The sequence below is a fragment of the Bacteroides intestinalis DSM 17393 genome (assembly GCF_000172175.1).
Taxonomy (GTDB): domain Bacteria; phylum Bacteroidota; class Bacteroidia; order Bacteroidales; family Bacteroidaceae; genus Bacteroides; species Bacteroides intestinalis.
Genome location: NZ_ABJL02000006.1, coordinates 243,291 through 256,949 on the forward strand (window position 1 = coordinate 243,291; position 13,659 = coordinate 256,949).

Here is a 13,659-nt window from a genome sequence, read left to right on the forward strand (position 1 = left end):
AGTTATATAACCACAAGCTTTAATTAAAGATTTCTGTATTGATCAGTTATTTGCCTACACCATTCTCATTAAAAGCACTCACAGAGAAGTAATATTCAGAATCCCTATTGAAATAACGAGCCTCATATTGATTTTCGTAAACCACCATAGAGTGAGTCAATTTCTCTTTTTGTATTCCCCAACGTAAAATATACCCTGTTACATTTTCCTGCGGATTCCATGTAAACCGGTAGATACGTTTATCATTATTATCACGTGAAGCCTGGAATCCTGTAACTTCGGCAGGCACCTTACCACCACCTTGACCAAAGACGCGCAAATCGAACAGAGAAAAACTACCTTCCATGTCTTTAGTGTTACAGATTTTTAGATATTGCACTTTCGCAGGAACATTCAAAGTATGCAGTTTATGAGGAGCATCCTGCAGATTTTTTTCTTCATCCACCAGACGAGTCCACTCTTTGCCATTTGTAGAACCTTCTATACAATATTGATAAACCACAGGATCATGGGGCGCATGTACATTAAAATTATGATCTGCGAAATTCACCTGAATGGCATTCACTTCCATTGGTTTCCCAAGATCTATTTGTAGCCATTCACCAACATTGCCAGTTTGAGCAGCCCACCAGGTTTCAACTTTTTCATCATTAGCCAATTCTGGTTCATACCCCTCAAAATGTGAAGACGAGGATACTTTTTTCTTATATGAAAGCAAGTTCCATCCCATATTAATATCTTCCTTTTCAAAATCGACCTTCCGATCAGGAATACAGAAAGGATAATCAGCAAAAGTTGTCAACGCATACATACCATACTTCTCAGAAACAACTACCGGGAATAAGCCTAAACGACGTTCAAACCAATGACGAACAGAAATAGTCATAGATGCTACATGCCAGTAATTACCATATTTATCTTTGAATGTATGTCCATGACCAGCACCACCGATGAAACCTCCGGGCTTAAAAGAGAATGGATTGTCTTCCACATATTCAAACGGGCCTAACGGATTATCACCAACATAATTACCATCACCATAAATACGGTATTGAGTACCGGGAGCTGCATATTGCAAATAATAGCGACCATTATGTTTCAGTACACATGGACCTTCATTCCAACCTTGACGTGGTTCTTCATTGTTCTTACCAGGAACTTCCCAACCATATTTATCACAATTATGTTGAATCAAAGCTTTAGGCTCTCCAATAGCTCGGAAGGCATCTTTGGGATCCACCTCTACTCCCATTATCGGATCCACATCCGAACATCCCCAATAAAAATACACCCTTTCATCATCATCTTTAAAGAATGCCGGATCATGTTGAGGAAACTCAAACTTTGTATCTACTTCTTCCCAAGTGTCCTTTTCAGGATGAGCGTTTTTATAAATACGGGTGTTTCCACTGGATGCCGTAAAATAAAGAGTATCACCATAAACAAGGATGGTCGGAGCATAATCTTCCATCGTTGGAATGGTTGTACAAGGGATATATTCCCATTTTGCCAGGTCTTCAGAACGCCAGTATCCACCGGATTTAGAGGCAAACATATAATAGTATCCTTTAAAATATTCCAGTACAGGATCAGCCGCTTCACGCCGTGACTCATCATTAGGTTGGAAACGATAGTTCAGATCAATAGGATTGGTTACAATTCTATCATTCTTAACCGGAACTTGCTCGGAAGTACAACTACTTATCAGTCCTGAAACTAAAGTTATACTCACTAATTTCGCTAATTTCTTCATGGTAGTTTTATATTTATTTTTTTCCCTTGGTATTCCACATTTACAGTATATGACTCATTATCCAACCCTAATCCGTCTTGTCCATTTACAAGAACAATATGAAATTTACGTTCTTGCAACATACCATTATAGTTACCTTGACGAGGATGGATAGTCAGTTTTCGCTCCTTATCATTCCACGTCATACGGATAGTGGAGTATTTACCTTTTTCATAGTTATAATTATCATCCTCATCTTCATACAGAGTAAATTCTCCATTAGCTCCTGGATAAATACGAAGCTGTAAATCGTCCCATGATTTCTCTGTTGCAAACTGAACAGTAGGACCAACAGGAATGATAGAACCAGCTTTCACATACAATGGAATTATATCAACAGGTGTTTCACGAGTGATTTCACATCCACCGTCTTGAACTTCGCCAGTCCAGAAATCAATCCACCGGGTTCCTGCCGGCAAATATAAAGAGCGACTTCTGGTCTCGCTGGTAACCGGAGCTACTAATATAGATTTTCCGAAAAGATATTCATCACCCAAATCCAGCACTTCCTTATCTTCAGGGAAATCTGAGAATAAAGCACGCATCAAGCTTTCACCTTCAGAAGTAATCTTCCATGAAGTTGAATAAATATAAGGCAACAGGCGATAACGGAGATTGATCATTTTCTCTTGTGCATCGAAAGCCCAATATCCACGTTCACCAAACATGAAGATTTCCCGAGGCGTGTTTGTACCATGCGAACGCATCATCCCTGTAAAAGTAGCAAATTGCATCCAGCGTACATACAATTCATGGAATGCCGGATCCTTTACACCTTCCGGAAATTTGTTGGCAGAGAAGAAACCACCAATATCCGAGTTCCAATAAGGAATACCTGTCAAAGAGAGATTTAACGCTGCAGATATCTGATTACGTAGCACACCCCAATCAGAAACCACATCACCCGACCACGCTTGTGCAGCATAACGTTGCTGACCGGCAAAGGCAGAACGAGTCAGAATGAAAACACGCTTATCAGAAGTTTCCTGTCTTTGATGATCATATACACCTCCCACGCTCACAATCGGAAAAGCATTACGAACCTTGCGGAAAGAGCCCAGATAAGTCTGAAAGTCCAAATCACCCTCTTTTATCGGACCATGTTCCGGTTCGGTTGCATCCAGCCACCAGCCATCCATTCCGATGCTGAACATATTCTTATTCATATATTTCCAGTAGATATCTCTTGCTACCGGATCATAGGTATCATATACTTTCACTCCATTATTCTGTGGAAAAGTCTCATGCACCATCAACTTATTCTGTGATTTCAATTCTGCATAAATCCCGGTTTCCGGACCAAAAGAAGGCCATACTGAAATAATGGCATGAGCATTCAAACGATGTACTTCTTCCATCATCTTTTTAGGATCAGAGAACTTCGGATTACGGAACTCAACTGCATTCCAGTCTTTATGATCCTCACCCCAGTAACGCCAATCCTGAATGATACCATCCAAGGGAATTTTTAAATCACGATACTTCCTGACCACGCCTACCAGCTCATCCTGACTAACATAGCGTTCTCTTGATTGCCAAAAGCCATAAGTCCAAAGTGGGAACATAGGAGCTTGTCCGGTTAGTTCACGCAATCCAGCCACAACTCCATCCGCTCCACCACCATAAACAAAGTAATAATCACACAAATCACCCACTGCCGAATCAAAGGTCATACCCTCTGCATTATCAGTGAAAGTTGTGGGAGAATAATTATCCCAAAATAAAGCATAACCTTTGATAGAATGAACCAAAGGAATACAGATTTCCGTATTCGCCTGTTGCAGGAAAATAGTCTGGTTACGCTGGTTCATCCGCCCCTGCTGGTGTTGTCCCAAACCATAAATGGCCTCATCACTATCCAACACGAAAGTCTGGCGAACCTGATAGGTAGAATTTCCCGCATCATTGAATGGAGTAAAACCAATAGAAGAAGGCTTCTCAGCTAACAAGACCTTACCATCTTTATCAGTAAAACGAACTTGTTTTTGGGCAATATCCATAATTGCTACTAATTCGGAAGTAGCAAGAATCACTTCACCTTTTGTCTCTTGCAATTTGTATTTTACCTTTTCTGGTTGCATAGTGACAGACAATGATTGCTTATCAGGTGTCTTTCCGACTGGATATTTCTTCACGCGGATGATAGAAGAAGAGAAACATTCCAACTCCATACAAGTCGTTCCAGTCTCTACTTTTACCCCATTTGGAGTACGCAGAACAGATTGCCCCCATGACGGGACAATCTGTACACAGATACATAAGAATGCTAATAGTTTTCTCATAGTATCAAAATTATATAGATAACACTTTATATTTGGTAGTAAATATAACTGGATCCGTATTCTCCTTATCTACACTGAAAGGTATCAGTTTCTCTTCTCCCGGAGCTAACTCATAATGAACGTTATTGCCTACTTTCTTACCTCCGACATACATTTCAATTTTTCCTGTATCCATCAAAGTTCCATTGTTTTTGACAGACACCCAAATAGTTTTCTGATTCTTTACCAAGTTTTCTTCCACTTTGAATAAAGTCAAACCGAAATCTGCAGCAAATTCATGAGTATATTCAAGCATACCGGACAAACCTCTTTTGGAATCTGCATAACCCACACTATCCTTAATACGGTCTTTGGCCACATACTGAGGACTTACACCTCCAACTAAGATTTTGAAAGCACCTTTCTCTACAACCCGGTCCATATGATCGTTCAACAGTGATAGTTCATAAGGTGTCAGTTCAAAAGAAACTGTTTTCGCTTCACCTGGTTTCAGATGAATACGGGTAAAGTCTTTCAATTCTGTAATACGTGTCTTCACACTGGCATACATATCCGTTACATACAGTTGTACCACCTCATCACCGGCCCGTTGACCTATGTTCTTCACAGTAGCCTGCACTGTAATATTACCATTTTCTTTTTCCTGTATTTTCAGACCAGAATATTCAAATGAAGTATAACTCAAACCATATCCGAAATAGTAAAGAGGATAATATTCCATATCCGAATATTCATAACGACGACCGGAAGTTTTAAAGTTATAATAGAGAGGGAGCTGACCTACGTGACGTGGAAAAGTCATCGGCAAACGACCGGCAGGATTATAATCACCAAACAGCACATCTGCTGTGGCCGGACCACCTTCTTGTCCCGGCAACCAATTCACAAGGATAGCCTTACACAACTCTGACGCCTTAGACAGATTATAAGGGCGCCCCGCCTGAAGAATCAATATAACAGGTTTTCCAGTTGCACAAACAGCTTCCAATAATTCCTGTTGTTTACCTGGCAAAATCAAGGTTGCATAATCATGGTTCTCACCGGATGTTTTATATACATCTGTCGTAGCCTCACTGGTTGAACAATCTCCCAAAACCAATAGCACCACATCTGATTGTGAAGCTACTTTTACCGCCTTTGCAATATTGTTTTCACCCAAGCTTGTAAAATCACAACCTTGCTCATAAATCACTTTTGTCTGTTTTCCTACCGCTTGTTTGATACCAGTCAACACAGATTTTAACTGACCAGGCTGAAGTTTAGGAGTGTAATCACCAGGCTGAAGATCATTTGCACCGGGACCTAACACAGCAATCGTACGCATGTCTTTAGACAGAGGTAAAATATTATCCTTATTTTCTAACAGTACAATAGATTCACGAGCAGCCTGACGTGCCATTTCTTTATGACTATCCGAATTCCACCCCGGATAAATCTTATTCCAGTCCAATGGCTTGTTTGGTGCTTTTTCAAACAGTTCATTGCGGAACATCATACGCAACATTGTGCGGCACACCTCATCAAGATTCTCCATATTGATACGTCCATCCTTTGCGGCCTGTATCACCTCCTTATCATTATAAGTATCACCACAGTTTGTAGCAATACCGGCAGCCAAAGCCTGGTTAGCAGCTTCTATTTTATTTTTAGCCGTATAATGCTTACGGGCAGTCAAGTTACCTATAGCACCACAGTCGCTAACGATAAAGCCGCTGAATCCCCATTCCTCACGCAAAATATTATGTAGTAATTCTCTACTTTTAGCTACCGGAACACCCAGGAAATCCGAATAAGCCATCATCAAAGATTGGCAATCATAGTTACGAATCACATGACGGAACGGAACCAAATGTACTTCGCGCATTTCACGTTCAGACAATCCTATATCATGAGAATCGCGTCCTCCCAACGGAGCACCATGACCACCAAAATGTTTCGGAGTAGTATACAACCCCATAGACTGGTAGCCTTTAATCCAAGCTCCACCAATTTGCGATACCAAAACCGGATCCTCTCCAAATGTTTCCTCACAACGTCCCCAACGGGCATCCTGAGCTACATCCAGTACCGGAGACCATGCCTGCATAGTACCTGCCGAAAGAGTTTCATCGCCAACTGCCATTGCCACTTCTTCCGTCAACTTCTTATTCCAAGTTGCCCCCATTGCAAGAGCCTGGGGAAAGATAGTAGCTCCACTACCATATGAGAAGCCATGTACAGCTTCCACCTTTGTAATGGGCGGTACATACAAATGAGGAATACCGGGAATGCCCCAGCCCTCACGTATCAGTTCCATTTTATCTTCCGGCGTCATCACAGACAACAGGCTTTCTACACGTTCTTCCACCGGAAGCGTAGGGTCCATATAGCGTAGCGAAGTCTTTTCTCCTTTCCGATCTTTCAATTCCTTATCAGCCAGAAGAACAGATACCTCCTTTACCATAAAAGGTTTAACACGATCACCTCCCTTAAAAGCCAACCGGACATGTGCCCCATATTTAGGTGAAAACTTCAACCGCATCTCTTTAGCGCTACCCTGTACCTGATAATCGACAGGCACTCCCAGATTCATAGGATCATATGTAACAAAGATATTCATCAGTTGCTTTAAATCCTCTTTAGAAACACCTTGCATCTGAACCCCAAGCTCACATACATCACCAGGAGTCTGGATAGTAAACATCAACCATTGGTCTGCTTTCAAGTCCTGACCACTAACTTCCCACATTGTCTTTTGATCCTTATCAAAAGCTAACGAAGCTTTTTCTACATTAGTCGATGCTGAAACGGACAAAATATCACTTGGCTGCTGAGCCATTAGAAAAGAGCAGGATAATATTCCTGCAAATAAGAATAAGTGCCTTTTTAAGTTCATATTATCAGATTTTAATCTATTTTTATGCAAAGTAAACGGCAACCGCTTAATAAAATGATAAAACAATAATTAATGAAACATTAAAATCCACTTAATGAATCACTTTTGCAGGAAAAGCGAAGCCTAGCCGTAATAATTGCATAAATAAGTAATCGGTTTTCACCAAAAAACACTACTTTTGTACGAGCTAATACTTCATTAAGGACATACAAAATGAAAAAGACACAATCTATTATCTTTCTTCTGTTGATGTGTATGCGTTCAGTCGCTCAGCTTCCTGAATATGGTTTGCATATCCAATCCTACCCGCTTCAGAATTCTGAGTTTACCAGTATGGTATTAGAAGATGGAAAGCCCATAGAGACTAAAGGAGACAAAATTACCCTGAGTTTTAACCTCTGGGTGAGACCCGATAATGTATTCGGAACCGTATTCCGCATCATTACTGAAAACAATAAGAATGTCGATCTGATGTACAGTGTCAGCGAAAACGACCGACGCTTCCCAATTCTGGTCACTGGAGATGCAGTACACCCCATTCAAAAAGAAGTGAGGCGTGAAACTTGGACTTCAGCCAGCCTGACCCTCGATGTTAAAGAGGGAAATATTACCGTATTATATGATAGTACGGAAATCAATGTGAATTATCCCGACCTGAAGGGTACGCAGAAACTACGCTTTGCTTTCGGCTATTGTCCCTATGAGGGCTTCTCTTTAGCCGATGTGGCTTCCGTTAATTTAAGAGATATCAGTATCAAGCGCGGATTACAGGAGATACGTTTGTGGAAAATGGCGCGCCATAATAAGGAAGTCTGTTATGACGAGATTTCCCACAGTCCGGCTTCCGGCAAAAATACCCGTTGGATTATAGACCAGTATATCACCTGGAAGAAGATTCATTCACAGCAATTCAAATCTTCTCCCTCTGTAGCATTCGATCCTACTGTCGGAACTTTCTACATAGCCAACAATAAACAAAAGCTGTATGTTTTCCATACGGATGAAAGGATAACTGACACCATTCAGGTAAAAGGCGGTGAGTTTGTAGCCAACTATCCCAACCAGTTGATATATCTACCAGAGCAACATCAGTTGTTATCCTACAACCTGAATGAAAATCTATATTCATTCTTTGATCCTGCTTCACAAAGCTGGAAAGGGACACAGGCAGCCGTACAAGAACATGACTATTGGAATAATACACTCGTTTATAATCCGGCCAATTCTTCACTGATCAGCTTCGGTGGATATGGACATTATCATTATAATAACAAGCTATTGATCTGCTATCCTTATGAGGATACCCCGCAGCGTCACCTCAATCTGACGAATATTCATCCCAGATACTCTTCCAGTTCTGTCATAGTTGACAGCACACTTTATATCTTTGGAGGACGCGGTTGCCCATCCGGACGGCAAGAATTATCTCCCCGCAACTATTATGATTTGTATGCTGTCAACCTTTTGACCCAGCAAGCCAATAAGCTATGGGAATTCACTCAGATTCCGGACGGAGGAGATTTTCAACCCAGTGAAAACATGGTTTATGATACTGAAAAAAAATGTTTTTACTTCTTCAGTACCCAGCAAGGTGGTACGTTGATGAAAATTGATACTCAAACACCACATTTTGAGCTCATGTCATTGCCTATAGGACTGAAATTAGAGGCTCAGTATATGTATACCAACATATACTATTCACCAAAACAAAAGAAGTTATATACAGTGATTCACCAAGCTGAAGTAAGCGGAAAAGCTGATATAGGCATCTATGAACTGAATTTCCCTCCGATTCCCATTTCATCCTTTAAGCAGCCTGATGTGGTTGCAGACAATACCAGTCAAAACGATCAGCCATCTATATGGCTGTACATTATAGTCGGAATACTGGTTATTGCCGGAATGGGAGTCTTCTATTATAGAAAGAAAAAGGCTGAAATAAACCGGGTCAAGACCGCCGCCGAGAACAACAAGAAAGCGGAAACAAACAGCCTCCAATCAGAAACAGCAGATGGCTCTCTAATCAATGATATATCTGAGATAAAAATAGAAATGCCTATACACACAGAGACAACGACATTCCACAATTATGATTTCTCCAAGGGATGTGTTTGTTTCTTTGGTGGCTTCCATGTTGTGGACAAAGAAGGCAATGACATTACAGCCTTATTTACTCCAACCCTTAAGGCTTTATTGATATTGCTTATACTCTATACCGGAAGAGACTCCAAAGGAATCATTGGTCATAAACTAATCCAGCTATTATGGTATGAAAAGACGGATGAATCTGCCAAGAATAACCGTAATGTATATATGAGTAAACTACGCGGTTTATTGGAAAAAGTAGGCGATATCAAAATATTGAATCAAAATGGCTTCTGGAGCATACAGTTTGAAGAAGGGACTATTTGCGACTATCTGGAAGCACTTCATTTATATAAAGAGAATAATAGTCAGAACTTAGAGAAGCTGCTTGAGTTATTGCTACGTGGTATGATGTTACCTAATATGGAAACCGATTGGATCGATACGTTCAAAAACGATTTTTCAAATAGCACTATCGATCTGCTTTGCAGATTACTGAAGCGGGAAGACCTCTCGGAGACGTTAAAGCTAAAAATTGCAGATACACTATTCCAACATGACTACATCAACGAGGAAGCTCTTTGTGTAAAATGCCGCATTCTTTGTCAGCAAGGCAAGAAAGGGCTTGCCAAGACTGTCTATGATGCTTTCTGCAAAGAATATGCTGCTTCGCTGGGAACAGAATACAAGTTCTCCTTAATGGAAATTATCGACGAACAAAACTGAAACAAATAGAGATACTCCAAAAGAAAAACGTCTGACCTGGATACTCCCAAGTCAGACGTTTCTTATTATATATCCGGATTCTACTTTGATTGATTTATTTACGTTCCGGTTGCTTCATTTCCAACGGTTTTTCTTTACGCAACATTTTACCGGCCTGACCTACCAACCATAAATAATGGTCACTTCCGATCCCTTCTTCAATGGGCACAAATGTACTGGCACCAACAGGAACTTTTTTAGCACACTTAAAGATAGCTGTACCTTCGTCTATTTCATCAAACATGGCTACATAAATCATTTCGGCCCCTTCCTTGATAGCACCGGATAACTGTTTCCAAAGGAACGAACCCTTATTGCGCGGTATTTGCACACTATTCTCATGACCTTTCATATTACGCCAGGAGAAGCCCGGAAAAGCCAGAGGAGCATAGTCTACTTTATTTTTCTTAGCCCAGGCAATATCATCTTTAATCAGTTTCTGATAACGGGGATATGAATTCTCATTATAACGTCCCACGAACCACGGCATCACAACATCACACCGTTTTATCAATTCATGCAAGCGAGGGTCCGACTCAGTATCACCATTCAGTTCACGCCAATGCGTGGGTACTCCCAACATTACATTAAACCCCTGTGATTTCAAACCATTAATAATCTTTTCTGCTTCGTTCAGACCATAACGGCGACGGTCATTGAACCCTACACCCCAGATTGTAACCAGTGGTTTCCCATTATGATACAGATAGGACGGGTTCTTAGCATGATCCTTTAAAGCATGGCGCTGAGCTATGTCGGCAATATCCTTTAGCAGGACCTCTTCATCGCCAGGGCGCATACCACTCAAATCATACATCACACAAATGGCGCGTTCATACTTATTAGCAGCCTTCATTGCTGAGTTCAGTACTACGTTGAAGTGATTCAATCCGCTCTTATTGCGAATCTCGCCTACAAAGCGTTGCATGAAAACTCCATCCAGCCCGTACTCTTTCATCCATCTGAAGTGAGTATCCACCGTAGATTCATCATGCGAAGAGAAAGTATAGGCCGGAGTTCCATCGGCAAACTTGAACTCCGTCTTATACAGCTTTTTATATTCCGATACTTCGGGCCAAAAATCAATCGTACAAGAACCGGGGCGAAAACCGTCGTGCCCGGTATAGTGATACCAACCACGGCCGGCACCGTCGTCAGGGGCATTGAACCACCCCTGATAACCGGCCATCACCAATCCTTTATACGAATTATACTGCTTGCCAGCAGCTTGTGCTGTAACACCTATTGAAAACAGCATACATACAATAAACCAATTTATTCTTTTTACCATAACCTATTTTATCTATATCACTTTTTTAAAACGCTCTTTGCAATGTGTACTTTTCTCCCGGTCGGGTCTGTATATCATACTCGTATATCCTGTACAGGATGGGGTACTGCGCCTTTAGGCCCTCTGCCACCAAGGGCTCCTTGATATCTCCACGTTTCATCAACGGGTTCGGGTTCTCACCTTTAGCTTCTTTCAAGCCGGCACCTTCCAGCGGTACATACGAACGTATACGCAGGTTTCCACCGATACGTGAAGTTACAATAGCCGTCGTCAGCTCACCGCCATCCCAGTCCATATCAACTTCGAAAGCACCACGTGCCACCAGACCTTTCACACTACCTTTGCTCCATGCCGTAGGCAGGGCAGGTAACAGGTGCAGAGCTTCATCATGGCTTTGAAGCAACATTTCGGCTACGCCTGCCGTGAAACCGAAGTTTCCGTCAATTTGGAAAGGCGGGTGTGCATCGAACATATTCGGATAAGTGCGTCCGTCAGGATTACCCTTCTCCACCAGCTTCAGCATATTTTTAATAATTGTATACGCATGATCTCCATCGAGTAGGCGTGCCCAAAGATTAATTTTCCAGCCGATAGACCATCCCGTAGCCATATCACCCCGATAGAGGAGCGAACGCTTAGCGGCTTGGAAAAGCTGCGGATGGGCATAAGGAGAAATCTGATTACTCGGATAAAGCCCATACAAATGGGAAACATGACGGTGATCATTATGCGGGTCATCCACATCAGCAAGCCATTCCTGCAACTGGTTATGTTTGCCTATCTGCATAGGAGGCAAGCGCTTGATCATGCCTTGCAGGCTATCGCAATACGATGTATGATCGGGATATAACAACTTCGTGGCGGACAGTACGGAAGTCAAAGCATCCAATACTATCTGAGTATCCATGGTACATCCAGCGGTCAACATGGTTCCTGTTCCCGGAGGACCTTGCTCGGGAGACATAGACGGTGCACAAACCATCCAACCGTACTTAGGATGCTCTACCAGGAAATCGAGGAAGAAATCAGCTGCCCCTTTCAAAGCCGGATAGGCAGTCTGTAGGAAAGCCTGATCTCCTGTATAGAGATAATGTTGCCACAAGTGCTGACTGAGCCACGCACCGCCCAAAGGCCAAACATACGAAGCACCATCCACCGGACCGGCCATGCGCCACAGGTCCGTATTATGATGCACCGTCCAACCCCGGCAATCATACAAAGTACGCGCAGTGCCTTGTGCCGACTCGGACAGTTCTTTCACCATCTGGAAAAGAGGTTGATGCATTTCGGGCAGATTAGTTACTTCTGCCGGCCAGTAGTTCATTTCCGTATTGATATTGATAGTATATTTTCCATCCCACGGAGCCAGCAATTCATGATTCCAAATGCCTTGCAAACCTGCAGGCTGCCCACCGGGTTGTGAAGAAGAGATAAGCAAATAACGTCCGAACTGGAACATCAGGGCTACCAATCCCAGGTCTTTTCCCTCGTTAAAGTGCTTAATGCGGTAGGAAGTTTCTTCTTTGCTGGAAGCACCTACATTCAGCGAGACACGTCCGAACAGCTTTTGATAAGCTTCCTCATGAGCTGCAAGGGCTTGTGCATAGGGGCGTTTCATGGCCTGCGACAAGAACTCTGTTGCACGGCGGGTTTCATTGGCACTTACGTCTTTATAATTGACAAAGTTAGTAGCAGCGGTTACATAGATCACTGCTGCGTCTGCTCCTTTCACTTCGATACAGTCGTTGGTGACGTTGACTTTGCCTTTCTCGGCCTTTATCTGCGTACGGGTTTCAAAGCGGATGGCACCCGGAATGCCTTCGTGTGCAGAGCCATGTCCGGACAGCAGCAAGCTTTTACCGTTCTTTTTTATTTCGTATTCTTTGTACGGAGTGCTATATCGAGTGGTAAAATTGACTGCTCCCGGTTTGTCGGCTTCGATACGCACAATCAGAGCATTATCTGCCAAGGATGTAAACACGGTACGAGTATAGTTTACTTCACCTATTTTATAACGTACAGAGGCTATCGCTTTCTCCAAATCCAGTTCCCTGCGATAATCGGAATAGTCAGCATGTCCTTCAAATTCCAGCATTAAACTGCCAATGGTTTGGAACGGCATACCATGTTGTCCGGTAAAAAAGTTATCGGCAATCACTTTTTCAGCTTCCTTCTCACGTCCGGAAAAAAGCAACTCCCTGACCGTAGGCAATACGCCGAGTGCCTTCGGACTATCGTTCCGGTGCGGACCACCACCCCAGACGGTCTCTTCATTCAGCTGTATTTGCTCGTTAACTACTCCGCCATAGACCATGGCGCCTAAACGCGAATTACCCAGAGGTAATGCTTCAGTCCATACTTTAGCCGGTTGCTTGTACCACAGCTTCAGATCGTCAGCTTTGACCATCATGCAACAAGCACACAGCAGGCACAGACTTATTAAACGGTTTTTCATGATTCTTAAAATTTACATTTTCCAAATGCAAAGAAAAGCGTATCTCATTAATAAATTCGATGAAAATGCATTAATATCGACTTAAAATTATATTAATGCATATCGGATGATGGA

6 protein-coding genes are annotated in these 13,659 nt (G+C 42.3%); 1 reads left to right on the forward strand and 5 read right to left on the reverse strand.

Annotated features, from left to right (window positions below):
- Window positions 1–46 precede the first annotated feature (46 nt).
- Genes BACINT_RS03015 through BACINT_RS03025 form a run of 3 tightly spaced genes read right to left on the reverse strand, consistent with a single transcriptional unit; the run spans window position 47 to window position 6,949 of the window.
- Window positions 47–1,753: a family 43 glycosylhydrolase gene (locus BACINT_RS03015; protein WP_007660523.1), complete on the reverse strand. Its 1,707-nt coding sequence runs from the start codon at window positions 1,751–1,753 to the stop codon at window positions 47–49.
- Window positions 1,750–4,074: a glycoside hydrolase family 31 protein gene (locus BACINT_RS03020; RefSeq protein WP_021968029.1), complete on the reverse strand. Its 2,325-nt coding sequence runs from the start codon at window positions 4,072–4,074 to the stop codon at window positions 1,750–1,752. Before BACINT_RS03020 ends, BACINT_RS03015 begins: the two co-directional genes overlap by 4 nt.
- A gap of 10 nt (window positions 4,075–4,084) precedes the next feature.
- Window positions 4,085–6,949 carry a glycoside hydrolase family 3 C-terminal domain-containing protein gene (locus BACINT_RS03025; RefSeq protein WP_044154684.1) on the reverse strand — a complete coding sequence of 955 codons (2,865 nt, stop codon included), beginning with the start codon at window positions 6,947–6,949 and terminating at the stop codon, window positions 4,085–4,087.
- A gap of 213 nt (window positions 6,950–7,162) precedes the next feature.
- Here BACINT_RS03025 and BACINT_RS03030 point away from each other — a divergent pair, with 213 nt between their 5' ends.
- Entirely contained in the window at window positions 7,163–9,760 is a 2,598-nt protein-coding gene (locus tag BACINT_RS03030) for a hypothetical protein (protein WP_007660527.1), read from the forward strand.
- A 94-nt stretch (window positions 9,761–9,854) separates the two neighbouring features.
- On the opposite strand, the gene BACINT_RS03035 is transcribed toward BACINT_RS03030, so the two are convergent.
- The gene (locus BACINT_RS03035; protein ID WP_007660528.1) at window positions 9,855–11,090 is read right to left on the reverse strand and encodes a glycoside hydrolase family 71/99-like protein; all 1,236 of its coding nucleotides are present in this window, start codon (window positions 11,088–11,090) and stop codon (window positions 9,855–9,857) included.
- 25 nt (window positions 11,091–11,115) lie between these two features.
- Window positions 11,116–13,545, reverse strand: a complete 2,430-nt coding sequence (locus tag BACINT_RS03040) for a glycoside hydrolase family 95 protein (RefSeq protein ID WP_021967943.1) — start codon at window positions 13,543–13,545, stop codon at window positions 11,116–11,118.
- Between the last annotated feature and the right edge of the window lie 114 nt (window positions 13,546–13,659).

Coding starts and splice junctions, on each gene's coding strand:
- BACINT_RS03030 (WP_007660527.1), top strand. CDS start 7,163: ATGAAAAAGACACAATCTATTATCTTTCTTCTGTTGATGTGTATGCGT.
- BACINT_RS03040 (WP_021967943.1), bottom strand. CDS start 13,545: ATGAAAAACCGTTTAATAAGTCTGTGCCTGCTGTGTGCTTGTTGCATG.
- BACINT_RS03015 (WP_007660523.1), bottom strand. CDS start 1,753: ATGAAGAAATTAGCGAAATTAGTGAGTATAACTTTAGTTTCAGGACTG.
- BACINT_RS03035 (WP_007660528.1), bottom strand. CDS start 11,090: ATGGTAAAAAGAATAAATTGGTTTATTGTATGTATGCTGTTTTCAATA.
- BACINT_RS03025 (WP_044154684.1), bottom strand. CDS start 6,949: ATGAACTTAAAAAGGCACTTATTCTTATTTGCAGGAATATTATCCTGC.
- BACINT_RS03020 (WP_021968029.1), bottom strand. CDS start 4,074: ATGAGAAAACTATTAGCATTCTTATGTATCTGTGTACAGATTGTCCCG.